Raw genomic sequence first — 22643 nt, forward strand, 5'->3', positions numbered from 1 at the left:
GCCTCAATTGTACTGTGGGGCAAATTGACTAGGTGACGGGCGGGGCGATCGCGCTAGCTATGTAGGTGCGCGTCTAGACAACTGAGTTACCATTTCAATTATCTGGGTGGGTTGAGCCAATTTGTGCAGATGCGACTCAAATCCGGCTGCTATTGCTTTTTCCCGATCCTCTGCTAAATAAGCAGTGAGTGCGGCTGCCGGAATAGACCATCCTTGCTGTGCCTCCAATTCTCGCACCTGGCGAATCAAGCTATAGCCGTCCCGATACGGCATCCGAATATCGCTAATCAAAACATCAGGATGGAATTGTTCCAGCGCCTCTAACGCTGCTGCTGCGGTGGCAACTGCCGTGACGTGAATTCCCTGCGACTCCAAAACAGCGGTAATAAATTCGCGGGCATCGGCTTCGTCATCAACCACGAGAACCTGTAAGCCGTCAAGAGCTTGTGGCAGTTGAGTCAGGGGAGTAGTTACTTGAGCTGGGATATCTTCAGGGTTAAGTGCAAGGGCAGGTTGAGTCACCACCTGCTTGTACTCATTAATGTCATGCACGCCAATTCGCAACGCCTGGATGAAACCAGAGTTATCGCGGGCAACAGCAACTTTCAAAAGAGCGGCAAACGGCTCGCTTTGTCTTGGGCATAAATTCATTTCCCAATTTTGCACGTCACTGACAACAGGAAGCTGGTTGATCAGAGTGCGAAAGCGGGTGCGATCCCTCTGTGTAATATAATTAGCGAGTGGTTTACCAGGCAGGTAACTTTGTGGCACATTTAGTAGTGTAGCGATCGCCCGATTAGCTTCCAAGATTAATCCATTGGCATCGGTTAATAAGTAAGCGTCTGGGCTGAATTGAAATAAATCGTAATAATACTGACGCTCTTGCATCGCTTGCTGATTGTGTTGGAAAAGCTCCTCCTCGACAACTGCGCATGCTTCTAAATTCGTCTGCATCTCCTCAGAGATTAGTTGGAGATTGCCCAAGGCAGCAGCAGTCTCCTCCAAAACCTCGCTCACCTGTTTTTGTAGCGCCGGAGATAGCTGAAGCATGTAACTGTGCAGAATCGCCATCTGCCGATTGATGATTTGAATTTGTTGCCTAAACAGCTCGTCACTCATGGATTGGATCTATGCTCCTGCCTCAGCGCTGACTTCCATGACTAAAATAGTTTCTAAATACTCTTATTCCAGGGTAGCAGTACAAAAGAACTTCAGCAGAGCGATAAAAATTTTTCCTGCCAGTCTATTGAGCGCACGTACTACCACTACCCCTAGCAGAGAGAACTACGGCGATCGCCCGCTGTTTAAAACTAGCTGCTACTGACTGCAATGGCAAGTCGGCAGAGGGGCGCGTCCAGTCTACAAATACAGCATTAGATAGGCAGAGAGTACCGTTTGGAGTCACGAACAGGTGCGAAGTCGCAGGAGCGATGTAAGCTCTACCCGATCGCAATTGCTCCCTTGCGTGTGCTGGCAATAATGGCAAGCTTGACGGGTGGTTGAGGAGATCTAGCATCAAGCTAGGCTGAGATCGAGTGTCGAGATACTGCACTACGATTATGGCTGCTGGAAAATCTATTGGTAAGGCAGCCAGGATGTGGCTCAAGGCATTCCGCCCACCATCTGATGCTGCCAGCACTACGACAATTATGTCGTGTCCGAGCATTTGTTTTTCCCGATCCAAGGGTGCGAAGTTATCCATCTAGTTGTGGAAATTGGGTAAATATTCCCATCTAAGTCGCTAAAAAACTAGCTAAGTATTTCTCTAGCTGGATTCAGACAATTCGAGCAGGGACTTGCGATCGCAGCGCATCGTCGTCCGAGCTAGATCGGACAAGTCTTGCTACTTTACTACTACTAACTGGCACTATTTCATCCATCTTCTAGCTAGAGAATGGACTTGGTGTTAAATCTCTGAGTGATTTTGACTACCAAAACTAAAAAATATCAATAATTGTTTTCAGAGGGTACATCGGTCAAATCATCGATTGCAGACACGAAATACTTGATTTTGTTGGTACAACGATGTTGAAAATCTTGGTATGCACTGTAAAAATATAAGTATATTAGTATACTCAAAAACTATAAGTTGAGAGGATGAGATGTATTTGAAGTAACAAGTTTGTGTTAAAAAAAGCTATCTCTGTAGGGATATATAAAATTACTTTCAGTATCTCAAAATTGAGATAGTAGTGAGACATACTTTTACTATTTTTCACTTTAAAGCTTTCTCCCTTTTTTGATAAACCTTCTCCTTTGTCCGCTCAAGAAACTTAAGAAAGTGTCAGAAAAATAATCGGATTTAGAGAAACTAGAAAATCATTATTTAGTAAAAAGGTGGTACGCGACTGTGTCTAATATCTCTCAAGAAGAGGAGCCTCGGAAAAAACTCGATCTGTCTGCTGTGCGCTTTCAAACCAAGGTAATGCGGCTTCGAGCTTGCAAAATGCGGATTGACGCTTTAATAATACGTATTAGAACAAGGGCACTCCGCGAACAAACTCAGAATTTAATCGCCATACATCGGGAGTGGTTTGTCAAGTAATCCCTTTGGAAGAGTTACCTATTTTATAAAGTCGATAACTTTATTTTGTTGCAAAGCACCTAGCTAGTAAAACAAACTCGGCGCTTTGCAGAAGTATTTGTCAGAATTTACAAGATGTTAGAAAATTCAAACGTTCTTAAGTACTTAATCAGAATTAATTACACAAACGATTGATTACATCTGCCCAAGGATTTTGACTGATAATTCCCTGTTTTTCTGCCCATTGCCACGCTGCTTTAAGTAGAGCTACACATTCCTTGAGAGTACGGCTGCTGATGTGCTGCTTCAAATATTCGATGAACTTATATGTATCCTCTATTAATATTGCCTCTGCTACTTTATTCCGAAAGTATTCGTCCACATGCTTGCTAGTAGCACTGTACTTCATTAGCGTTTTAGGATCGACCTGCTTTGACTTTGCCCTTAACTTTGTCCATCTGCCTTGTCTACCACTTGTAGCCGATGTAGAAAGGGTTTTGAGATATGGACGTAACTGGATTCGAACCAGTGACCTCTACGATGTCAACGTAGCGCTCTAACCAACTGAGCTATACGTCCGTGGATTAATCAAGATAGCACAGACAGAGGTAGAGATGCAATCACTCGACCGAAAGATACTGCCAATATCTGCTCTGCCGTACTCAAAAACATACTCAAATGGCAAGAGCAAAAAGAGGAACAGTATCAATGGAAATTATTCGTAATAGCATTAGGCTCAGATTTAGAGTCGATGGGAAGCAGAAAGCATACCACCTTGGTTTGCACGACAACGATGAAGGCAGAAAGAAAGCCAAGTTAATAGCCAAGCAAGTCGAGCTAGATTTACTAGCTGATAATTTCGACCAAACCTTTGAGCGGTATAGAGTTTACCCCGTCAATCGAGAACTCCCCAACAATAGGGCTGTGTCTCAGCTCTTTGCGGATTTCACAGCATGGAAGGAAGAATACGTTTACAAGCGCACCATTGAAAAATACAAAACACTCCCCAAATATTTAGAATCTAGCGGTATTGGAAACATAGCAGCTAAACGAATAAATGCTCAAGATGTCAGTCGCTTCGTAAATTATCTCAGAGGCAAGCTCGAACCTAAAACTTTGAAGGAAAGATTGCAGCTTTTGAGTGCGTGTTGGGACTGGGCGAAGTTGGAGAATAATCACTGGAAGACGGCTGTAAAAGCAATTAAAGTGCCACCCAAGCAACCGCCTAGACCATTCACTAAACAGGAGATTCAAGCGATTCTAGGCACATTTTCCGAGCTGTTTCCTGGCTATCTACCCTACGTGCAATTCCTCTTCAGTACTGGGGTAAGGACAAGTGAAGCAATTGGATTGCAGTGGAAGCACGTTGCTGATGACTGCTCGACGATTTGGGTCGGTGAATCGCTGGTTAAGGGAGTTAGAAAAGCTACCAAAACCAATAAGGCTAGAACCATTCCGCTCAACCCCAAAGTCAAGCAGATGTTGGTAGAGCTGGGAAGGGGAGATGCTGAGGATTTGGTATTTACCACGCCTGCTGGCTATCCGATAGACGATGATAATTTTGCTCGTAGGTATTGGCATTCCGCTCTCAAGAGAGCTGGAGTTGATTATCGCCGACCTTACAATACTCGTCACACTTTTGTTAGTCACGCGCTCCAATCTGGGTTGAGTCCAGTACAGGTTGCTAGCTTAACTGGGCATTCGGTAGAGATTCTCTTTACTCACTATGCCGGAGTAATCGAAAAGCCGAAATTACCAGATTTGTTCTGATGAAATTATTCTCTCGTGGTAGCAATCGAATAATTGCTGTCATTTGTTTACCCATAAAACGTGTTTTGTATATGGCATAATATATCGGTTCAAGCTGTTAGCAATGGTGATAAAAATGTCAGCTCGAAATGTTAGCTTGCCCGATGAACTCATTGCACTCGTCAATCAAAAAGCCATTAAACAAAAACGCTCTTTCTCTTCCGTAGTAGTTGAAGCATTGCAAAGACAATTCAAGCATCAACTAGCTAAATCAAAAACAGCAGCATAGCAAAAAGGGGCAAAGTTATCAGCTCTTGCCCCTGCATCGTAAAAAACTTCTTACTTAAGAGTTGATTCTAACAATGTTAAACGAAAATCGACCATCACTAGAAAAGCCTAAACCAGCTATCACTTGGGAACAAGCTTTTTGGGACGTAGTTCACGACAGAGATTTAAGGGCTGAGATAGAACAGCGTATTTACAAACGCTACGGCTTTACCTAAGCAGCTCCTAAAAATGGATAAACGCCCTGTGGCGCAAGGCGTTCGGAGATTCTAACAAAAATTTGTGACGGAAGTAGTTATTTATTATGATAGAACAGAATGATGTCTCAAACCCCGACTGCAAGGAAAGTTTACTAAAAGAACTTGAAGCTCTGCCCGACGACTGGAGATTTACGCCAGTCAACGGCAATAAACAACCATACTCGCTCAGGTGGAACAAGCGCCCAAAAAGACGAGAGCTTATTGAAAGACATATCAAAATTGGACGCTGCAAAGCTATCGGTGTACTGTGCGGTAGTAAATCTGAGGGACAGTTATTTGTAGATTTTGATGGAACAAGTTCGTGGGGATACTTCGAGCTGATGTTTGGCGTTAATCCTCATGACCTACCGATAACTCCGGCTGTAACTTCAGGCAAGAAAGGAAGGCAACAGCAAATATTTCACGTACCAGAAAAATACTGGAACGAAATCAAAACCACTAAGCTTGTGACTCTGTGCGGCATAGAAAAGCGAGAGGGCGTTGAATATTTAGAGTTAAGGTGGGACGGATGCCAATCTGTAGTAGCTGGAGTTCACCCAGAAACTGGTAGTTACAGATGGCTCCCTGGAAAATCCCATAGAGAGATTGCTGTGGCTGAAGCACCAATCTATCTAATCGAGGCGATGAAGCGTCCTGTAGCCCCTCCCAAATCCACCCACCTTTACACGCGCAATTACAACGGTGATGGTGATGTTGCACTAGCGAGAGAATGCTTGGCTGCTTTGAGTCCTTGGAGAGCAGGCAGTCACGATGAATGGATTCACGTTGGCATGGCACTGCATTCAGTTGGTGATGATTCATTGTTGGATGATTGGGACAGATGGAGTCAGCAGTCTGATAAATACGAATCGGGTGAATGTGAAAGGAGATGGCACAGCTTCAACCGCAGTGGATTAAATATCGGCTCTCTCTGCTATTGGGCGAAACAAGACGGATGGAAATCCAATAAAGAATTTGGCAAACAAGTTAACAAGGGTGTAAGGAAAAATATGTCCGAATCCGAAGCATTTAAAACTGCTCTCACAGAAATTTGTAAAGAAACAGACCCAGAGCTGGTAGCCCTAAAGAAAGCGACAGTTGCTACCACTTTCAAAGTAAGCGTACAGGAAATTAATAAATTACTGAAACAGAAAGAGCAGACAGAAGAGGCGCGGCACGTAGAAGATTATGTTTTCAACACCGATAGTCTTTTCAAGGAGGAGCTAGCAGAGGATTTCCTAGTTCCTGGTATGTTGCCTAGAGGCGGGAGCGTTATTCTTGCAGGTGATGCAAAAGCGGGAAAAACCTTACTAGCTTACGAGTTAGCGTATGCTGTAGCAACCGGAGGAGAATTCTTAGGGGAGCGAGTTCCACAGGGTAGGGTATTGTTATTTCAGATAGAGCGACCGAATAAAAACTTACGACGCTTAATTAAGCGGGGATTTTCGAGCGATTTGCTAAAGTCTTCCGTAAGAGTACTCACGAAGTACAGCCCAGAACTATTAGAGCAGGAGTTGGCAGCAGACAACTACACCCTCGTCATCATTGACTCGCTTACAGCAATCAACGTCGATTCTGGGGTGTCAGAGTGGAGCAAAGAGTATGCTGACCCAATCTATAAAATGCAGCCGCACATTGAAAAAGCTAACGCGACCTGCATCATCATCCACCATTTGAGTAAAAGTAATGAAGCGCAAGGAGTGCGGCAGCTAAGAGGTTCTTCCGCCATCCCTGGTGCTGTGTGGGGATGCTTGGTATTGAAGCACGTTCTAAAACAAGACCCCTATAACAAGAAGAAATTTGTCATCGACCCGAACGAGACGCATAGAACGTTGGAGCTGGTAGGGCTTCAAGATGCCGGAGGAGCGGCATTAGACATCGAACTTAATATTGAAAATAATTCCTGGGTCAACCACGGGGAGGTAGGAGTATCAAAGGAAGTTGTAGAAGCTCGGCGCACGATGAGGGAGCGAATATTAAACGTGATGCTGCATAACTACCCTCATCCATTGCCGGGGATGGAAATAAAGGAAATGCTGGAACTTACCACAAAGGAAGAACTCGACACCATGTGGAAGGCGTTAGGGCGAATGGCGGAACGTAAAGAAATAAACGCGAAACCTAACCCTAAGAAATTATCTTCCAGGTTGTATTACCTCCCCCATTCGTACTATTTAGAGTTGTCCAGTAATTTTAATCAAAGCTATACAGAGAAAGAAACACAGATTCTGGACAGTACAAATGATGTCCAGAAAGTGTCTAATGATACACAGAAAAACGCTGACATACTGTCCAGAAATGGAAACGTAGACCAGGTGAGCGTTTCAGTCAAATTACTGGACACTGTGGAGAATATGGAGGGGGGAGGTGTCCCTGTCCCGCAAAAAACTCCACTAGCGCCTCAAGGAACCAAGCCTAGATGTGGAGATTTAATTCAATACGTAGGGTCAGGCGACCTAGATGGTAAAGGAGAAGATTTACTCGTCAAAAGCTTTAGTGGCGTTAACGAAGGAGTAGATAACGATTACCGCAAACCACTCAAGTACATAATATGCCTAAGACCAAATGGAAACGAAGCCAAGTTCATCAGTGGCAATCCCTATATTCCAATCGAGGATACAATCATAGTCAAGCAGCAGGTAAGAACGTAAAAAACCTATGGAAGCATCCGCACCAGCCGTACCCTTAAAACACCTGAATGTAGTTGGACTAGCTAGAGTCTATGAGTTTCTGATGGCTCAAGGTAACTTTCACCTTATCTCTTTGCTTGGTGCTGCTACATACGCAGGGGGATTCCTGGTACGCGAGACAGAATCGGGAACGCATTTCATGATTCAGATGCCTAGCTCTAAATCAGCACAGGAAATGATAGGGCAAGCAGTAACGCTATTCTTCTGCCTGGAGGAAGCATTTCCTATCTCCCGATTGTTGATTAGCACGACTAAAGACCCATTCATGACAGTACCAGCAGACTACTGGATATCATTGGGCAGCTTCCAATTAAAGCCGAATCTGTATGTAGGTGTGGGTCAAGTCGAAGGACACCCAGACTGGTATGCAGTAGTCAAGCTGGACGAGGACGGCAAATTGGTCAGAGAAAAATAGAAGGTCTGTAGATTTCTCTTGAAGATTTATTTATATATGTGTTGAGAGATGCTGATACACGGTGTGAAGGCAAAAATAGTACAATAAGTAGTACGACACCTGACGCACTTAAACGCAGTCATAAATCATCCAGGTGCTAACTTCGGCATCACCTTATGAAGTCTTACATTGTCTGCGCTGAAGCTGACGGTATCGAACTCTATTGGACTGGCGGACGTAACGGTTACTGGACTAAGAGTTATGCCGATGCCTACCGTTACAAATTAATATCTAGTGCCTGGGAAGTTATGCAGCGGGAACACCCCAGTGGGATTACTGTCATGTGGATAGTGGAAATATAGTCGATGCCGGACAAGGACGGTCGCATTCAATCAATAAGCACCAAAAAAAATTCCTACCAACTAGCGCCGCAGTGGGAACGGGTGGTAGGAGAAGCTGATAGGGACAACACGGAAATCCTATGTTGTCTCAATCCGATTTTTCTATACGGAAACGCATTTTTCTTCTGCCAATAGGCTGAGTTATTTGTTACAAGCGTTTGTTGGTTAGAAAACATACTAATCCTTACCCAGATGTCAATCTAGGTGGCAATGCTAGAGATGCTTCCCGACTAGCTTGATTCTTTTTTGCATCATCTCAGCGAAAACGGTAATCGCTTGAATATATGCAGCTCTTGCTTCCAATTGTGTATGCGTAATCAGCATCATCAACTCTGGAGAATCATCTTTTTGTGCTTGCGCTACTTGGGTGTAAACAAGTGCTTCTTCTGCTTTTTGCTGAATAACTGACCGCATTCCTCAATCAGTTGACCGTGTGACAATGCTAGTTGGTCGCTACGTTCTTGCAATCTCTTACCCCATTGCTCCACTTTGAGTCCATGTTCTTGTAACCTCAAGGCGGGTTGTTCCAAAGTGTGGGTAGATGTTACAACTTCATGCATGGCGCGTCTTAGTTAGACATAAGTTGGACATAAGTTAGACATGTCCCAGTCTATCAAGTTTATCCTTCGTCCAATTCATCCAGAAGGATGATGTGTAATGCAGTATATTCATAACTGAAAAAGGATAGCAGGCTAATCCCGCTAGTTACTCCAGCTTTTCTGTTCTAGGGTCAGCATTCTGCGGGAACACAAACAAGTTTAACGACCCAGCTCTACGGGCAAGAAGAACAGCATTCCCCAAGTGGTAGTGAGTAATCAAAAGCCATCTGTCGTACAAGCTACCGCAGTACAAGTAAACATCAACCGGAAATTTCTCCGTGTCTTCATTCAGAAGCGGCACTTGCCAGCGTGATTCCCCACCCACATGAGATGCACCTTGTTAGCTACACTCCTATTCATTTCTCAAGACTACGAGTGATTCAACTACCCAAGGGCGGAAAAGGTCAATCAGTGACTCATGGTTTCTTAGAAATTTGATGTATCAATTCCTTTTGTTGCTGGACAGCTTCAGACATCTCGCGAGAGTTTCTTCTAATCGCTTTTATGGTGTAAAAGAAGGCGATGATGGCTTCATCGTTGACGCTACCATACATAGCCCTTACAGCCGCTGCAACAAGCTGCTCGGGAGATTTTCCGGTTTCTTTTGCCGCATTAGCTAGCAACTCTAGGTCTTCCGGTTCTAGCTCCAAGACTAAAGTTTTTTTGTGCATTGGCTATTAAAAGTTTGATTTTGTAATGGTTGAGCATGAGAAGCAGTCGGCTACCAAGTATAATTACTTACTCACGATAGGGCTGTTAAAATTGTTACAAGTCCCTAGCATCGCCTCTAAGCCTGATTGTGTAACAACCTTGGCTTGCCTTCAAAAATACCACCAACCCCCCTCTTACCCATCAACATGAAGGAGTTACGTAGCACTGATTTTAGTTGTGGTGCTTAGGAAAGATAACGTTTAATCACTGTTACCAGAAGGTCTAAATCGTAAGGTTTTGCAACGAAGTCAATGCATCCCGCTGATAAGTACTGTCCTTTTTCTTCTTCTGTGACCATACCAGTCACGGCAATAATGGGTATGTTTGCTGTCTGAGAATCTTGCTTGAGACGCTCAGCCACTTCTAAACCACTGATGTCAGGTAGCAACATATCTAACAGAATCAAGTCCGGTTGGTGTTGCTGTGCCATAGCTATAGCAGTCCGACCGTCAGTAGCGGCGATGAATGGAAAGCCTATTATCTCCAAAACTTCGATAATCAGTTCTAAGTTGTCCGCACTATCTTCAACTGCTAGAACTAATTCTCGTTTGAAATTGTCAACCTGACTCTCCACGCCGAACGACACCGACACCTCCTAACATTTGTAGCATCAAGCGTAAACATATCCAATCGCCTTTATTTTAAGCAATACTTCGTTAGGTATAAATACTGTTAATACTGCACTTATTTCTTAGCTCCAATGCAATACAGGAGTCCCAGATTCTCCATCCCCCCGTAGCCAGCCTGAATAATGTGAACGGGGTGCATGGCATGACAATCGCTAGCAATAGCCATACTGTATCTCCTGATACGTAATTCTTGAAATACCGATGATTGCGTGAGTGCTACTTCTAATAAGTGACACTCACTATTGCTATGACTGGGTATTGCTGACAGGCGTACTCAGTGCGTACTCGCAGGTCAAAGCTGGTTATCACTGGCGATTCCGCCAGTTAGATTATGCTTTGCACTTGTGGAGCATGGCGATAATCTCTCGCTACTAGTCAAATACTCAAGAATTTCAATAATCCATTCACCATCATCGTGCTAGATAGTTACCTGCCTAATCATGCAGCATTGTGAGTATCGCAGCAGATAATCCATAGATTGCTACTCAGCTAGATGTCCTACCGATAATGCGTTATACGTGTTATACAATGCAGGTATACCACTGATTGGATATTGGGTTAGATGTGACCAGACCATTCAAGAAGCAAGCCAGCAAGTATATGTACACATGGAATATTGACCCAACCATGAGGGCATTCCTGTTTCACTTGGCTGGAAATGTCGAGCATTGCTCGGTTGCGTCGTTGTTATATCGAGCAGTTACGCATTACTCTCTACGAGAACACAAAATCAGCTATCACGAGTTTGCTAAGGATTTGAAGGTGGAGAGTCCTGATGAGTTGAGAATGCAGCTCACGTTATCTGATGCCAAGAGGCGAAACCTTCAGCAAGATTTGTATGAAGCGAGATATGAGCTGCGGCAGGCACGAGAAAGGCTTAAATCATTAGGAGTTGAGGGGTAATAAAGTGGGTTATTCCAGAGAGCATATAGCAGCGATGGCAAAAGCTGGCTGGCAGTTGGATTCAGCAGGTCATTTCTATCGAGATTTACCAGCTACCACTGTTGACAAGAGTGGAAATGAGATAGAGGCAGCACCAGTAGCGGAAGCATATAAGCCAGCATTCCACGACAATCAGCAGATACGGCAGGAGCCTCGCCACGAACCAGTGGCTAGCCATCCTCGAAACATCTATTTGGAGTTGATGCAGCAGGAGCGGGATAAGCAGGCGGAGATTGCACGGCGAGAAGCAGCCAAGAATGAGATGAAATTCATGGGCAAGCAGGAGGCACGGCAATACGTCAACGATGAAGGACTCAACTCTCAGCTCACGTTAGAAGAACAGCATCAGCTTCGCAGGCAGATGCGGCTACATCACCAGAAGCGGGAAGAGGCACGGCAACAGCGACAGGCTGCTATCAGGACTTTTGGTGGTGCTAGGGCTACTCTGCTGAAAACCATTCATGAAATGTCTCCGGCTGAGAAAGCAGAACTCAAGTCTTTGTTGGGATTGGATGGAGGGGCTAGTGATGTCTAAGGCTAAGCAAGGTAGTGCTGAGGGTAATGTAGGCTGGGGCTACAGCCGTATCAAGCCAATGGGCAGGTCTGACACGTTGCAGTGGGAAGACATCAGACCGGAAGACCAGCACCTATACGTCCAGATTGGCAAGAGACTCTACCATAAAGGCGGACTCAGCCCCGAACAGTTGCGTAAGTTTGACACCCAATACGTTACTGCTGAAGGTTATGAGGCTTGTGTAATCCAGCGCCAGACCTTTGGTGGAAACGTCAAAATTCTCAGCGATAGAGTCCCCGCCTCAGAACCCTAGCATTAATTTTTTGGAGGATTTAAGTATATATGCCTAAAATCGTGCCACTCGACCAAAGAGCCATGATGCAACCCAAGCCGGAGCCACCACCTAAACCTATACCTTTTTCAAGGTTAGAAGATTTTGACTGGAATCAGACGATGTACCAGACTTACGTTTTACCCAAGCCTTTGTTTGAAAAGCTGGAGCAGATACCAGACAAGGAAAGATTCATCTGTCAGTGTCTCTTAGATTTGATTAACGACAGCCGTGGAGTAGAGCGACAAGAACCAACTAAGCCTAGAGAGGCGTGGTACAGCTACACCAAGAAGATTCCTACGCAGCGGCTATTCAAGTTTGAACACCACGATGATAAAGTTCGCCCTTACTATGAGGTGACAGCGGAGCATACTCGAAAGCGAATCCCAAATCTGCCTGGTGACGAGCAGGTGGTATTCTTCGAGCCTACTCAGCACGACCAGAGACAAGCCAGCAATTTTCAAGTGCCTCTTAGGTTGTGGAACGAGGCATATCGCATATCCGAATTCTTCCAAATGACTGTCTACGATATGTTCTTGCAAGCTGTGGAGCGTGGCTTGTTCAAGCACGAACAACAGAAACCGCAGCCCGTCAATCCCAATGCTGCCAGGTACAAACGTTTTTCAGACAGGGAACAGCAACGCGAGAATCGTCTAATCGAGACAGTCGCTAAGCGCATGGCAAAAAATAATCCATCGGGTGGTGAGGCATGACAGACATTCCGTATTCCCAAATCCAAGCAGTTCCAGTGCAGCAGCAAGTTAACCAATCCCTAAACTATGCAGCAACTAGAGCAAATCAACTCGGAATAGAACTCGGACCAGAACTAAGAGCGGAGTTGGCAGCTCCTACCACGTATTATCCAGGGGAGGAGCAGAATGCTAATCCTGGTTTCTACGAAAATACTACATGGGCAAATATTCAGCCACAGCAACGGCAAGCCAAGCCAGTAGACACACGCCCTCAGCCAGAAATTGCTTACGAGAACTATCTAGCCGAGAAGCACCAAGCCGAGCAGCCACAGGAGCAAGCCAAGCAAGTACAGGGGCAGAACGCCAAGCTAGTCGCCGCTAGTCTCGAATATGGCTGGGAGACACCATCTTTTCAGGCGTATCTCGATAGCGATGACGATGCATATTTGAGTATGCGATTATCTCCCCAGCAGATTCAGTTAGCTAATGAGGTGTGGGGCTTGGACGAAGACACGGCTAAGGCTTACATCTACCACCACAAGCTAACCGCCGAAGACCTCGCCCTAATCGAGACATCTTTCACGGGCAAAACATCATCACTTTCTGTGGCAGCACCTCCACCACCGAGACTGGAGCCGAAGAGTAAAACTGTTGATGACGATGACGGTTCAGATGATGACGATTCTAGCTACGCTCCTGATTCAAATACTGCTGGCAATACTGCTGGTGTTGGCGATTATGATTCTGTTGCAGCTCTCGACGATGTAAACCACATGCGGCGCACTTATTTCTCACAAGCCAATGACGCTGAGTGGTCGGCTATCCTGAACGATTGCATCGATGAATTCGAGTCTCTACCACAGCAGGAGAGAGAAGCATACGACAATCCAGCGGGAATCTGGGCATTGCATCAGCGTGTATCCTATCGGCGACAGCAGCAAGCCCAAGCTCAGCAGAAAAGACAACAGGGAGCGCTGAAGAAGCAGACACAATCTTTTAACAATACCGCTCTGACGAGAGATGGTCGCTTACGCCAAAGTTGGATTGATAGACTGTCACCGCAGCAGTACGAACAGCAGGCAGACCGTATCTACCAGTGGTATAGAGCTGGCAAGGTGGACAGGAATGCTTACTACTAGGAGCGGGGTATGGTGAACATCGATTGATTTCTCGAAATGCCCTTCAGAAGCTGACTCAAAAGAAATAATATTTAGACAAAAGTGTTCACCATACCCCGCTCTCATTAGTAACATTCATGACCCTGGGTATAGTCGCTGCACAAAATAGGGAGCCGCAATGAAACGAGGCATTAATTCACAAGGACTGCCGCACCACAAGCGGGTAGAGCGGCACGAGAGCTTTAACAAACCGTCTGATGAGGTACTGGTAGCAGCAGACAAGGCAATCCTAATCCAGAAGCTTAAGAACGCTCTCAAGAATGGCTCCAAGGTTCCAATGAGCCTGATTAATCGGCTGGGGAATGTGGACTATGCGGAGTATTCCCATCTAATCGACGGCTTGATGAGCAAGCAACTTATAGATTTCAACAAATAATGGAGGTGGGTTATCACTAGTAACGCTTTTAAGACAAACGAATCTTTCCGTGTAGTGGGAGCGATGACCAGGGTGGCGGTCAATACGGCTCAAACGATTACACTATCATCAACCGCTACTGGCATATTGATTAGCTTCGAGGGACAACCCGTGAGACTTACCCTTGACGGTAGCACCCCATCAGGCACTAACGGATTTCTGTTGCCAGTTAACACCCTCTTCAGGTTCGATATGCACCAAGGTGGTGTGGTGAGAGTGCTGGAGAGTGCTGCTTCTGCCTTCGCAAATTATCAGGTCATTGTGACGTTGGGTTGAGAGAAAATAGAGATATCAACATATAGGAGAAAAAACAATGTCTAGAGGTTCTAGCAACGGCGACACGCCAAAAAGATTTGAGGCACAGATTCCAGATTTCAAGCGCGACCAAAAAACGAATTGGAGTTGGGCTAACAGTAACGGTACTTCTAACCTTAACCTCAAATTTGAGAGCGATACAGGCAACTCTAAACCACAGGAAGGTAAGCCGAAGATAGATTATTGAATCTCTTCCAAGTCTTCCATTCGAGCGCCAGGGGGTAGCTGATTCACAATGAAGCCAGTCCCCTTAATTCTGTATCTCTTGACTGTCATTACTGGTGGTGTAGTGGGGTCTACAAACACATCTCCTTTTTCTGGAAATTGCTGGAGTTGGTGCGCTCTAATTTGAATTTCTGACATGATATTTACCAAGTCTGTAGATAAATTTATTATAATAGAGGTAAGCCTGAAAGCCCGTCCTAGCCTATATTTAGCTACTATATCTAACTTTATCTAAGAAGCGTTTACCTCCTCATTACTAGTTCTGGTTTTACCTTATAACACTGCCCCTTCACTTGCATAGAGGGGCATTTTCATAGCCTATTTCTAGTGGTCGCGGTCTAACATTATGGAAATATTTTATCGCGACCGCTCTAATAAGAAATACAGGTATATGTAGACTCTAAAACTAAATAGCTGAATAATTTTTCGGCTGTTGTTAAACTTGAAATGCTAAAGCAGTGAGATGCATAAAGCAGGCAAGCACCCCAGGTCTAATCGAGGGGTGCTTTGCTGTGTCTAGGTTAATCTCTTGCTCGGTCTTTTTCTGTCTGCCCATAGGAATTTCTTACCAGGATGCCATTCAATATTTAGAGCTGGAGAGTATAGCTGTATTAATACTGCCTCTAGGATTTTCTCATCGTCCATTTCGTCAAAACGCCTGCCCTGCTTCAGGCTTATCCAGCTAACCCTAGTGGCTCCTCTTTTACACAATTGTTCCAGCTTCATTGGTCTGGGATTGTTCCAACGAAAGTGCATATTTCCGGTCAAGCCGACGTATAAAACCACATCCTCTTTAGTCCACAGGTAGCAAGCAGAGGAGCGCGGCAACTCCTTCAGCTCGTCGATAGATACGCTCGGCAAGACATCAGGGAGTAGCGTTAGCAGGTCTTTTAGCAGGGCTGGGGTGTTAACTAGCATCGGTATCTCGGACGTGCTTAATTAAATCGTCAATAGAAGCATCTGGATACAGGTTTAGGATTTTGTCTATCAACTCCAAGCTGGGTAATTGTTCCGTATGCTTACCTAAGCGATAGAGATTGCTTGGCGATACTCCGATAGCAGTAGCCAGTTTAAATAAGGTTGTCCCTCTCTTCTCACAAAAGTCTCGTAACGTGTTACTCATCATGTTGTCAAGACATAACACCAGTAATACTTATATTGTAGTGTGACCTGTACACTAGTCTAAAATGTAAACTAGTATTAAAATATTTTACACTAGTATTTGTATTACACTAGTATATAAATAAGAGGACGGGGAAGAGATAAACACCTCACCTCCAAGGAACAAGAAATCGAAACCAACCGAATAGCCCTCAAGTGGGCGTGCGTAAAGGAAATAAGCAGCTTTTGAGGCTTATCTATACCCAGCTCAACCAGAGGCACGCAATCAAACGATATCGGCTGAGTGTAGTACGTAGAGATATGCTCTACAACTAGCGCAGATTTCCTAATTTTTCAATCTTTACCACTATATGTAAATCGCAGATATTCTATATCTATTCACCCAATTTAGGGGGTTCAATGAGACAGACAAATAGAATGATTCAAAAGACAGTTGGTATTCCTATCCACGTCTTGATTGAACTTGAGGAATATTCAGAGGTTAGCTCTATATCTGTGGCTGATGGTATCAGGATGGCGCTAATAGAGTTTCTAGCAAAACACACTCCAAGCAAGACAATTAACAACACTGAGAACTAGCAATGATTACTGAGGAATTGACAAAACCTAATGATAGTGAAGTTCAGAGCGGGACTAGAACACTATCTGGAACAAGAAGTTCACAATCAAGACGCAGAAAAGCACCAACACAGGAACAACTTACTAGTGAAGTAAAATCAGCCATAATCCAAGAAGCTGAAACACCTATTGAGCTTGACATCAACCTAATCAAAGTTAATGGCGGAACACAGGTAAGAAAGCAGATTAACGCTTCTAGGGTTGATTTACTAGCAGAAATAGTTGGTTCTGGTGATATCTCTAAGAGATTCAACGATGACCCTATAGTTTTCTATGACGGCGCTAACTACTGGTTGGCTGATGGGTTTCACAGACTAGCTGCTTACCAGAAGGTTGGGAGAAAAATCATTCATGTAATCTCCAGGCAGGGTACTCAAAGAGATGCACAACTCTATAGCTGTACTGTAGCTAATCGTGAACATGAAGGACTACCACTAACCAAAGAGGACATGAAACAAGCGGCTATCATGCTTCTTCAGGATAAAGAGTGGAATGAATGGTCTAGTAGAAAGATTGCTGAAGTAGTAGGACTTCATCATGAAACAGTTGAAGCTTTGAGAAAGAAGCTAACTGGCGATTCCGCCAGTGAGAAAACCAAAACTAGAACCTACACCAACAAGCATGGTAAGAAGGGTTCTATGGACACCTCTAAGATTGGTGGTAAGGGTGGTAAGAAACAATCAAAGCCTGAAATACAGCCTAAAGAAAGTGTAGAACTTCCTGAACTTGATACACCACCAGTGAAGATATCTGAGAAAAAACCTTTATCTCACGTGATAGGTAATGCGCCAATAGAGGATAACAATCTGGTTGCGAAGTTAGAAGAAGAGAATAGTAGATTAAAAGACGAGATACGCCTTTTCAGTCAATACAAATCACTCAATCTTTATAAAGATTGTCCAAAGCTTTTAAAGAGAGTACAGGAAAGATACTTTACTGACAAAGAGATTCGAGAGTATCAACTAAGCGAATATCTCAGCTATATGGAAAGAGAAATCATCAGGTTTGAGACTCTGAGAGAAAAGACAAACACAATGCTTGATTGGTTCTTGTCGGAAACCATGAAGGAAAAGGGTTTCACTACCTTCAAACAAGCTGAAGAGTATGTTTGTCGAGCTATAAAAAATCAGGAGGAACATGAAAGCACTCAAGCAGGTTGACATTGAATTATTAGCATCAGAATACGATTGGACTGACCCAGACTGCTTCACTAATCACTTTCAGAGACATGACAAGCCTGGTGAGGTGTGCCTATCTGTAGGTGAATTAAAGACAGCATATGAAAACTCCCAGTATGTATGCGACCAGTATGAAACTAAGTCATCTAAGGTTGCAGAGTTATCAGTAGGGATTTTCAAAGAAGATAGATGGCTAAAGACAGATTTAATTGTTGGCAAAAGCAAACAAGGTGACTACTTTCTTCTTGATGGCAGGCATAGGCTACTAGCAATCATTCAGGTCTTAGGACTAGTTGGTGATGGGTTAGGCATAGGGACTCAAATATTAGACCAGTTAGTAAGAATAGAGTTGTTTGAGGGTGTAGAAATAGAGGAAGTTCCAGAGTTAGTGATAGCCTACAACGAATCTAGAAATATCACTAAAGCAGAAGCCATACATATCAGACTTAGTAAGTTACAGGTTGGCGGTGACTCGAAAGATTTGGTTAGAAAAGTGCTGACAGGTGGCTACACAAACAAAGACATGATGGAATCTGTGGCTAACTATTTTGTACGTAAGCCTCAACAAGTAATAAAAAGTAACACCGTTCAGAAGATTGGAGAAGGTTTAGCCAAGTACATCCTGTTTGGTAAGAAAAAGCGAGTCAAAGATGGTGCGATATCTCAAATCACTGTTGATGAATTCTGTGCTATGGCTGATAAATTATGGGGCTATGTTGAGGAGTATGCAGCCCAAGAAGTAGAAAAAGCACGTCACTACAGCGATTTCATTAAGTATGCTATCTCACGTTTTGAAGCTAAATAAATGCAAATAGGAATCATTCATCCATCTTTCTACCAGCTAAGGGAAGTAGAAGTTGACTGGGCTTGCCAGGTTATGACCCCTGAAAAATCAATTGAGTGAGTTACAGAGTTAATGCATAAGAAATGAAAACTGTTGAATTGACGCAGGGGCAGATGGCTATTGTTGACGATGAGGTTTTTGAAGTAGTCAATCGCTGGAAGTGGCACTATAACAAAGGCTATGCCGTGAGCGATATAAGCTATGTGGACTACGGTGGTAAAAGAGGGATTCACAAAATCTGTATGCACCGCTGGGTATTAGAGAGTTTCTACAATATCCGCATTGGAGGCTTGCAGGTTGACCACATCAACGGTGTTAAAACTGATAACCGATTAGTCAATCTTAGAGTTGTTACCAGTCAGCAAAACCGCTTCAACACGAATCAGCCAAGGAATAATACCAGCGGATTTAAAGGAGTAAGTTTCGATAAGGCTGTGGGGAAGTACGGAGCCTGGATTAAGCACGATGGTAGAAAGCACTTTTTAGGTTACTACCGTGTTATCGAAGAAGCAGCGCTAGCGTATAATCGAGCAGCTTTGAAGTATCACGGCGAATACGCCAGGTTGAATGAAGTTTAATGACAAATTCTTGAGTAGATGCATACTTAAAACGCATACTCAAAGCTCAGCAGGTATTGGCAATTAACTCTTGAAAGTCTTGTGCTGCTTATGACAGTCAGCATGTCAACGTAGCGCTCTAACCAACTGAGCTATACGTCCGTGGATTAATCAAGATAGCACAGACAGAGGTAGAGATGCAATCACTCGACCGAAAGATACTGCCAATATCTGCTCTGACGATGCTTTCCCTCGATCGCGCTGGGTTACTACGAACCGCGAGAGGTGCTTTCATCTGATGATTACGGCTCCTTTGTACCGCAGTTCTGTGTCACGTTTGGGTTATTGTTAGGACTTGCCAGTATTGGCGTAGTGATTTATTTCATCTTTCGACATAACTCAGAACGACAGTTAACTCCTACACTTTCCTGAACTTTTTGGGATTGACAAAGCGTGAGATTACTTCTGAATTGACAAGTTTTTAGTATGAGTCGAGAATAAGCCGAAAGTAAAGGTGTAGAAGTCATACTCGCTCGCCTATATCTCTAATAGTAGTGATAGGAGTGCAAGTAGTTTAGCTATTATGGTTTGAGTTCTTTCTAGACTAGCCGCCTACGCAGATGAAGATAATTACCAAGACTTTTCCTCCCACTCATCGACCCGAATCGAGTTACCCTTACAGAAAATCCGAGAATATCTAAAGAATTTATGTAAATTTTATCCAGCTCTGTCAAGACGATCGGAGTAGTAAATTGCTGCTATGCTCAACTAGATTTTTCCATTATAATCGTTTGGCAATACTTTAATATGTGAATTGTAAAGAAAGAAACTAATGTTAGCTGATATTTGTGATATTTTGCGTTTGATTGCCTGAGTTTGACTTTCTGCCAAATACTAATTTTAGGTGTGAGCAAATTGCTGATGCGCGAGCAAAGTCTGCTACTAATAACTCGACTAAAAAGCTGTAGCTATTACTATATTGGCGTACTCAAAAAGTACTTTTCTAGAACCCCTCAATGGTTATTTATGTATGTATTTGGTCGCTTTAGATCGATCCAAATCATGATGCTAAATTACTATCAGCGCCAACGAATCGCTAAAATCTACGAGGAAAAGGACTCGGTGTTTAGTCACCTCAATACTGATGAAGTCGTTGAATCTTTAGTCGCTGACGGATTGTACTTGGGGATTCATCTACCAGATAGTTGGGTGAGAGAAATCCGCGAATTTGCAGAGCGTAATAATTGCTATGGAGACGGAGATTTACGCTTGAGTTTTGCTTATAAAGAAAGGCTAGCAGCACAGAGTGCATATGGTCAATCTTTTCGACTAGGGAAATATTACAATGCCAGCTTGCTATGTCCAGCAATTGAGAAACTGGCTCGCGACCCAAAGCTATTAAATATTGCTGCGAAATATTTAAAAGTAGAATCGGTTCATGCTGGTAGTTGGCTGTGGTGGAGTTTTCCCCCAACAGTAGCAATTTATGAATCTACTGCTGCGATTGGGCAAGTCTTTCATCACGACCTTGAGGATTACCGTTGTCTTAGATTTTACTTCTATTTAAGTGACACTAACTTAGCTAATGGACCGCATGTATGTATTCGTGGCAGTCATCGTCAGAAGAAACTTGCCTATCTTCTCAGCTTATGGCGGTTGCGTTCCGAGCAAGATGTGATTGATTACTACGGTACTTCTAGGATTGTGACAATTTGTGGTTCGGCGGGGTTTGGCTTTGTGGAAGATCCATTTTGCGTTCACAAAGGATTGCCACCAACGGAGGGAGATCGACTGATTTTAGCGATACATTTCTCTATCAACGACTACGGGGTGTTAGGCGATCGGGATGACTCTTTGTTGTTAAACTCTAGCCAGCTGACTTAAAAATAGTCTCTACTTTTATGCGGGTTATGTTGTTTCTGTTGACATTCTGCGATCGCTGCATTTCAGTAGACAAGTTAGTACGTCTAGGGACAAGGGGACTTTTTCCGGCTGCTCAATTATTTATCCGACTATCTAGATTAGAAAGGGATAAGTGACTGGAGTTGCAAAAGGAGATACTTTAGAAGTAAGTCAAAACTATTGCTCAAATTTTTGGAGTTACTGCCGACTCTGCTTCTACACAGTAGTTATTCTGTCTTCGATAATTTTTAGCGATACAATCTTTTCATTTCACTATAACTGCTCGCTGTCACTGTATTACTCTGAAAATCTGTGTTTAAGTATCTTCCTCCTCTCAACGAGCATAACCTTCCTTATCCCGATACCATTCACCCAATCGTGGTGCATTTCGTAATTGCGATGGTGCTGTTTGCAGTATTTTGCGATCTCCTGGGGTATTTCACAAAAAATCCCAAATTGTATGAAGTCAGTTGGTGGAATCTAGCCTTTGCAACGGTTTCGATCTTCATTGCAATTATTTTTGGACAAATTGAAGCAGGTCTGGCAGAACCTTATGCTGCATCTGTTTCAACGCTGAATGTCCATACAATTTTAGGCTGGTCGCTCTCAGGAATTCTGGCGCTCGTCACCGCATGGCGCTACGTGATTCGGTTACAGGAAAGACCGCAGTTACCGATTCCTTACCTCGCAGCGAGCGTGCTGCTAGCTGGGCTAGTTTGTATTCAATCATACCTGGGCAGCTTACTCGTGTGGGTCTATGGCTTACATACGATTCCTGTCGTCGATGCAATCAGAGGAGGTCTGTCATGAACCCAGACCTGCTGGAACAGTGGCGTAGTTTGGGAGTGAATGGGTTGCCATACCAAATTCCCATTCATCCCAATCTGGTGCATTTAACGCTAGGGTTGTTTATCGTGGCGATCGCCTTTGACATTGTAGGGGTGCTGTTTCCCGTCGAGAAAGCAGTTTTTAAGTTTCTGGCAATTCCCGTTACCCGCTCGGCACTGTTTGATGTCGGTTGGTATAACCTGTTAGCATCGGCGATTGTTACCTTTTTTACAGTCATGGCGGGTGTGTTTGAAGTTGCTTTAGCTGTACCACTGGCAGATGTCACTAGCGCCTGGGGGCTTCATGCTTTAGAAACGATGATTCTACACGGCGTAGGGGGTGTACTCATTTTGACATTAATTGTGGGAATGACCGTTTGGCGCGGCTTTCAACGCTATCAGTGGCGCAAAGACATGGCAAGACAGGTGCAGTGGAGTTATCTGGCGGCTGGTTTATTTGTTTTTGCTTTAATGTTCGTGCAGGGGACGCTAGGCGCACATCTGGGTGCTGAATTTGGCATTCACGTCACAGCGGATCAAATGCTGCGCTTAGGCGAAAATCCCAATCAACTCTAGGGAAGGCAAAAGGCAAAAGGCAAAAATCAAAACAGGAGTCAGGAATCAGAAGCTATAATTTGTCTCCCTTGTCTCCCTTGTCTCCCTTGTTCCCCCTGTCCTTTCAGCTCCCTCAGCTCCCTCAGCTCCCTCAGCTCCCCCTTGTCCTCCCTACTCCCTGCCTTCTCCTCTCAGTTCGCTGTTCTA

Annotated in this window: 30 protein-coding genes and 1 tRNA gene; 21 read left to right on the top strand and 10 right to left on the bottom strand. The window is 44.1% G+C overall.

Annotation, left to right across the window (positions count from 1 at the left end; all coding sequences use genetic code 11):
- Positions 1-57: 57 nt before the first annotated feature.
- From QH73_RS03720 to QH73_RS03735, 4 genes are all read right to left on the bottom strand, one after another.
- On the bottom strand, positions 58-1119 hold the full coding sequence (locus tag QH73_RS03720) for a response regulator (protein ID WP_039715277.1): 1062 nt from the start codon (positions 1117-1119) through the stop codon (positions 58-60).
- Between the two features lie 124 nt (positions 1120-1243).
- Positions 1244-1702 (bottom strand): chemotaxis protein CheB, encoded by a 459-nt coding sequence (locus QH73_RS03725; protein WP_052289995.1) that lies wholly within the window; start codon positions 1700-1702, stop codon positions 1244-1246.
- Positions 1703-2699: 997 nt separating this feature from the next.
- Positions 2700-3053, bottom strand: coding sequence for a phage integrase SAM-like domain-containing protein (locus tag QH73_RS03730; RefSeq protein WP_286194061.1), 354 nt, complete (start codon positions 3051-3053; stop codon positions 2700-2702).
- A tRNA-Val gene (locus QH73_RS03735) sits at positions 3030-3103 on the bottom strand. Before QH73_RS03735 ends, QH73_RS03730 begins: the two co-directional genes overlap by 24 nt.
- A gap of 129 nt (positions 3104-3232) precedes the next feature.
- Here QH73_RS03735 and QH73_RS03740 point away from each other — a divergent pair.
- The 6 genes from QH73_RS03740 (at position 3233) to QH73_RS03765 (ending at position 8243) form a co-directional block, all read left to right on the top strand.
- Positions 3233-4294, top strand: a complete 1062-nt coding sequence (locus tag QH73_RS03740) for a tyrosine-type recombinase/integrase (RefSeq protein ID WP_052289996.1) — start codon at positions 3233-3235, stop codon at positions 4292-4294.
- Positions 4295-4409: 115 nt separating this feature from the next.
- Entirely contained in the window at positions 4410-4562 is a 153-nt protein-coding gene (locus tag QH73_RS03745; protein WP_158631795.1) for a hypothetical protein, read from the top strand.
- A gap of 73 nt (positions 4563-4635) precedes the next feature.
- Positions 4636-4776: a hypothetical protein gene (locus QH73_RS03750; protein WP_165587614.1), complete on the top strand. Its 141-nt coding sequence runs from the start codon at positions 4636-4638 to the stop codon at positions 4774-4776.
- An 86-nt stretch (positions 4777-4862) separates the two neighbouring features.
- The gene (locus tag QH73_RS03755) at positions 4863-7448 is read left to right on the top strand and encodes an AAA family ATPase (RefSeq protein WP_039715280.1); all 2586 of its coding nucleotides are present in this window, start codon (positions 4863-4865) and stop codon (positions 7446-7448) included.
- Between the two features lie 7 nt (positions 7449-7455).
- Positions 7456-7902, top strand: coding sequence for a hypothetical protein (locus QH73_RS03760; RefSeq protein ID WP_039715281.1), 447 nt, complete (start codon positions 7456-7458; stop codon positions 7900-7902).
- Between the two features lie 155 nt (positions 7903-8057).
- Positions 8058-8243, top strand: a complete 186-nt coding sequence (locus QH73_RS03765) for a hypothetical protein (RefSeq protein WP_039715282.1) — start codon at positions 8058-8060, stop codon at positions 8241-8243.
- A 252-nt stretch (positions 8244-8495) separates the two neighbouring features.
- Here QH73_RS03765 and QH73_RS03770 read toward each other — a convergent pair whose 3' ends face one another.
- The 3 genes from QH73_RS03770 to QH73_RS03780 all read right to left on the bottom strand — a co-directional run bounded on the left by QH73_RS03770 (position 8496) and on the right by QH73_RS03780 (position 10166).
- A complete protein-coding gene (locus tag QH73_RS03770; RefSeq protein ID WP_039715283.1) occupies positions 8496-8696 on the bottom strand; it encodes a hypothetical protein in 201 nt (66 codons plus the stop codon).
- Positions 8697-9297: 601 nt separating this feature from the next.
- Positions 9298-9552, bottom strand: a complete 255-nt coding sequence (locus tag QH73_RS03775) for a hypothetical protein (RefSeq protein WP_039715285.1) — start codon at positions 9550-9552, stop codon at positions 9298-9300.
- A gap of 224 nt (positions 9553-9776) precedes the next feature.
- Positions 9777-10166, bottom strand: coding sequence for a response regulator (locus QH73_RS03780; protein ID WP_309476444.1), 390 nt, complete (start codon positions 10164-10166; stop codon positions 9777-9779).
- A 682-nt stretch (positions 10167-10848) separates the two neighbouring features.
- Between QH73_RS03780 and QH73_RS03785 the strand changes: the two genes are divergently transcribed.
- From QH73_RS03785 to QH73_RS03820, 8 genes are all read left to right on the top strand, one after another.
- A complete protein-coding gene (locus QH73_RS03785) occupies positions 10849-11124 on the top strand; it encodes a hypothetical protein (protein ID WP_132866569.1) in 276 nt (91 codons plus the stop codon).
- A gap of 4 nt (positions 11125-11128) precedes the next feature.
- Positions 11129-11698 (top strand): hypothetical protein, encoded by a 570-nt coding sequence (locus QH73_RS03790; protein WP_132866572.1) that lies wholly within the window; start codon positions 11129-11131, stop codon positions 11696-11698.
- The gene (locus QH73_RS03795; protein WP_132866575.1) at positions 11691-11990 is read left to right on the top strand and encodes a hypothetical protein; all 300 of its coding nucleotides are present in this window, start codon (positions 11691-11693) and stop codon (positions 11988-11990) included. The genes QH73_RS03790 and QH73_RS03795 overlap by 8 nt, the downstream gene beginning before the upstream one ends.
- A gap of 29 nt (positions 11991-12019) precedes the next feature.
- Positions 12020-12721 carry a hypothetical protein gene (locus QH73_RS03800; RefSeq protein WP_039715290.1) on the top strand — a complete coding sequence of 234 codons (702 nt, stop codon included), beginning with the start codon at positions 12020-12022 and terminating at the stop codon, positions 12719-12721.
- Positions 12718-13839: a hypothetical protein gene (locus tag QH73_RS03805; RefSeq protein ID WP_039715291.1), complete on the top strand. Its 1122-nt coding sequence runs from the start codon at positions 12718-12720 to the stop codon at positions 13837-13839. The genes QH73_RS03800 and QH73_RS03805 overlap by 4 nt, the downstream gene beginning before the upstream one ends.
- 157 nt (positions 13840-13996) lie before the next feature.
- On the top strand, positions 13997-14254 hold the full coding sequence (locus QH73_RS03810) for a hypothetical protein (protein ID WP_039715292.1): 258 nt from the start codon (positions 13997-13999) through the stop codon (positions 14252-14254).
- A gap of 63 nt (positions 14255-14317) precedes the next feature.
- Entirely contained in the window at positions 14318-14569 is a 252-nt protein-coding gene (locus tag QH73_RS03815) for a hypothetical protein (protein WP_039715293.1), read from the top strand.
- Positions 14570-14606: 37 nt separating this feature from the next.
- Positions 14607-14795: a hypothetical protein gene (locus tag QH73_RS03820; RefSeq protein WP_039715294.1), complete on the top strand. Its 189-nt coding sequence runs from the start codon at positions 14607-14609 to the stop codon at positions 14793-14795.
- Here the strand turns inward: QH73_RS03820 and QH73_RS03825 are convergent.
- The 3 genes from QH73_RS03825 to QH73_RS03835 form a co-directional block, all read right to left on the bottom strand.
- On the bottom strand, positions 14789-14971 hold the full coding sequence (locus tag QH73_RS03825) for a hypothetical protein (RefSeq protein ID WP_039715295.1): 183 nt from the start codon (positions 14969-14971) through the stop codon (positions 14789-14791). The two genes, QH73_RS03820 and QH73_RS03825, sit on opposite strands and share 7 nt — an antisense overlap.
- A gap of 378 nt (positions 14972-15349) precedes the next feature.
- A complete protein-coding gene (locus QH73_RS03830) occupies positions 15350-15751 on the bottom strand; it encodes a GIY-YIG nuclease family protein (RefSeq protein WP_039715296.1) in 402 nt (133 codons plus the stop codon).
- Positions 15741-15959, bottom strand: coding sequence for a helix-turn-helix domain-containing protein (locus tag QH73_RS03835; RefSeq protein WP_132866578.1), 219 nt, complete (start codon positions 15957-15959; stop codon positions 15741-15743). Before QH73_RS03835 ends, QH73_RS03830 begins: the two co-directional genes overlap by 11 nt.
- Before the next feature lie 577 nt (positions 15960-16536).
- Between QH73_RS03835 and QH73_RS03840 the strand changes: the two genes are divergently transcribed.
- The 7 genes from QH73_RS03840 to QH73_RS03870 all read left to right on the top strand — a co-directional run bounded on the left by QH73_RS03840 (position 16537) and on the right by QH73_RS03870 (position 22457).
- Positions 16537-17733, top strand: coding sequence for a hypothetical protein (locus QH73_RS03840; RefSeq protein ID WP_052289997.1), 1197 nt, complete (start codon positions 16537-16539; stop codon positions 17731-17733).
- Positions 17711-18556, top strand: a complete 846-nt coding sequence (locus QH73_RS03845) for a hypothetical protein (RefSeq protein WP_039715297.1) — start codon at positions 17711-17713, stop codon at positions 18554-18556. The genes QH73_RS03840 and QH73_RS03845 overlap by 23 nt, the downstream gene beginning before the upstream one ends.
- Before the next feature lie 122 nt (positions 18557-18678).
- Positions 18679-19173, top strand: coding sequence for an HNH endonuclease (locus QH73_RS03850; protein WP_132866580.1), 495 nt, complete (start codon positions 18679-18681; stop codon positions 19171-19173).
- 264 nt (positions 19174-19437) lie between these two features.
- Positions 19438-19584 (top strand): hypothetical protein, encoded by a 147-nt coding sequence (locus QH73_RS03855; protein ID WP_165587585.1) that lies wholly within the window; start codon positions 19438-19440, stop codon positions 19582-19584.
- A 630-nt stretch (positions 19585-20214) separates the two neighbouring features.
- Positions 20215-21036 (top strand): phytanoyl-CoA dioxygenase family protein, encoded by an 822-nt coding sequence (locus tag QH73_RS03860; RefSeq protein ID WP_132866583.1) that lies wholly within the window; start codon positions 20215-20217, stop codon positions 21034-21036.
- 330 nt (positions 21037-21366) lie between these two features.
- Positions 21367-21864 carry a DUF2231 domain-containing protein gene (locus QH73_RS03865; protein ID WP_039715298.1) on the top strand — a complete coding sequence of 166 codons (498 nt, stop codon included), beginning with the start codon at positions 21367-21369 and terminating at the stop codon, positions 21862-21864.
- On the top strand, positions 21861-22457 hold the full coding sequence (locus tag QH73_RS03870) for a DUF2231 domain-containing protein (RefSeq protein WP_039715299.1): 597 nt from the start codon (positions 21861-21863) through the stop codon (positions 22455-22457). Before QH73_RS03865 ends, QH73_RS03870 begins: the two co-directional genes overlap by 4 nt.
- The last annotated feature ends 186 nt before the right edge of the window (positions 22458-22643 follow it).

The organism is Scytonema millei VB511283 (genome assembly GCF_000817735.3).
Classification (GTDB): Bacteria; Cyanobacteriota; Cyanobacteriia; order Cyanobacteriales; family Chroococcidiopsidaceae; genus Chroococcidiopsis; species Chroococcidiopsis millei_B.

Excerpts from the sequence above, each read along its gene's own strand:
- QH73_RS03720 (WP_039715277.1), bottom strand. The coding sequence starts at position 1,119 with ATGAGTGACGAGCTGTTTAGGCAACAAATTCAAATCATCAATCGGCAG.
- QH73_RS03725 (WP_052289995.1), bottom strand. The coding sequence starts at position 1,702 with ATGGATAACTTCGCACCCTTGGATCGGGAAAAACAAATGCTCGGACAC.
- QH73_RS03740 (WP_052289996.1), top strand. The coding sequence starts at position 3,233 with ATGGAAATTATTCGTAATAGCATTAGGCTCAGATTTAGAGTCGATGGG.
- QH73_RS03745 (WP_158631795.1), top strand. The coding sequence starts at position 4,410 with ATGTCAGCTCGAAATGTTAGCTTGCCCGATGAACTCATTGCACTCGTC.
- QH73_RS03750 (WP_165587614.1), top strand. The coding sequence starts at position 4,636 with ATGTTAAACGAAAATCGACCATCACTAGAAAAGCCTAAACCAGCTATC.
- QH73_RS03755 (WP_039715280.1), top strand. The coding sequence starts at position 4,863 with ATGATAGAACAGAATGATGTCTCAAACCCCGACTGCAAGGAAAGTTTA.
- QH73_RS03760 (WP_039715281.1), top strand. The coding sequence starts at position 7,456 with ATGGAAGCATCCGCACCAGCCGTACCCTTAAAACACCTGAATGTAGTT.
- QH73_RS03765 (WP_039715282.1), top strand. The coding sequence starts at position 8,058 with ATGAAGTCTTACATTGTCTGCGCTGAAGCTGACGGTATCGAACTCTAT.
- QH73_RS03770 (WP_039715283.1), bottom strand. The coding sequence starts at position 8,696 with ATGCGGTCAGTTATTCAGCAAAAAGCAGAAGAAGCACTTGTTTACACC.
- QH73_RS03775 (WP_039715285.1), bottom strand. The coding sequence starts at position 9,552 with ATGCACAAAAAAACTTTAGTCTTGGAGCTAGAACCGGAAGACCTAGAG.
- QH73_RS03785 (WP_132866569.1), top strand. The coding sequence starts at position 10,849 with ATGAGGGCATTCCTGTTTCACTTGGCTGGAAATGTCGAGCATTGCTCG.
- QH73_RS03795 (WP_132866575.1), top strand. The coding sequence starts at position 11,691 with ATGTCTAAGGCTAAGCAAGGTAGTGCTGAGGGTAATGTAGGCTGGGGC.
- QH73_RS03800 (WP_039715290.1), top strand. The coding sequence starts at position 12,020 with ATGCCTAAAATCGTGCCACTCGACCAAAGAGCCATGATGCAACCCAAG.
- QH73_RS03805 (WP_039715291.1), top strand. The coding sequence starts at position 12,718 with ATGACAGACATTCCGTATTCCCAAATCCAAGCAGTTCCAGTGCAGCAG.
- QH73_RS03810 (WP_039715292.1), top strand. The coding sequence starts at position 13,997 with ATGAAACGAGGCATTAATTCACAAGGACTGCCGCACCACAAGCGGGTA.
- QH73_RS03815 (WP_039715293.1), top strand. The coding sequence starts at position 14,318 with ATGACCAGGGTGGCGGTCAATACGGCTCAAACGATTACACTATCATCA.
- QH73_RS03820 (WP_039715294.1), top strand. The coding sequence starts at position 14,607 with ATGTCTAGAGGTTCTAGCAACGGCGACACGCCAAAAAGATTTGAGGCA.
- QH73_RS03825 (WP_039715295.1), bottom strand. The coding sequence starts at position 14,971 with ATGTCAGAAATTCAAATTAGAGCGCACCAACTCCAGCAATTTCCAGAA.
- QH73_RS03830 (WP_039715296.1), bottom strand. The coding sequence starts at position 15,751 with ATGCTAGTTAACACCCCAGCCCTGCTAAAAGACCTGCTAACGCTACTC.
- QH73_RS03835 (WP_132866578.1), bottom strand. The coding sequence starts at position 15,959 with ATGATGAGTAACACGTTACGAGACTTTTGTGAGAAGAGAGGGACAACC.
- QH73_RS03840 (WP_052289997.1), top strand. The coding sequence starts at position 16,537 with ATGATTACTGAGGAATTGACAAAACCTAATGATAGTGAAGTTCAGAGC.
- QH73_RS03845 (WP_039715297.1), top strand. The coding sequence starts at position 17,711 with ATGAAAGCACTCAAGCAGGTTGACATTGAATTATTAGCATCAGAATAC.
- QH73_RS03850 (WP_132866580.1), top strand. The coding sequence starts at position 18,679 with ATGAAAACTGTTGAATTGACGCAGGGGCAGATGGCTATTGTTGACGAT.
- QH73_RS03860 (WP_132866583.1), top strand. The coding sequence starts at position 20,215 with ATGATGCTAAATTACTATCAGCGCCAACGAATCGCTAAAATCTACGAG.
- QH73_RS03870 (WP_039715299.1), top strand. The coding sequence starts at position 21,861 with ATGAACCCAGACCTGCTGGAACAGTGGCGTAGTTTGGGAGTGAATGGG.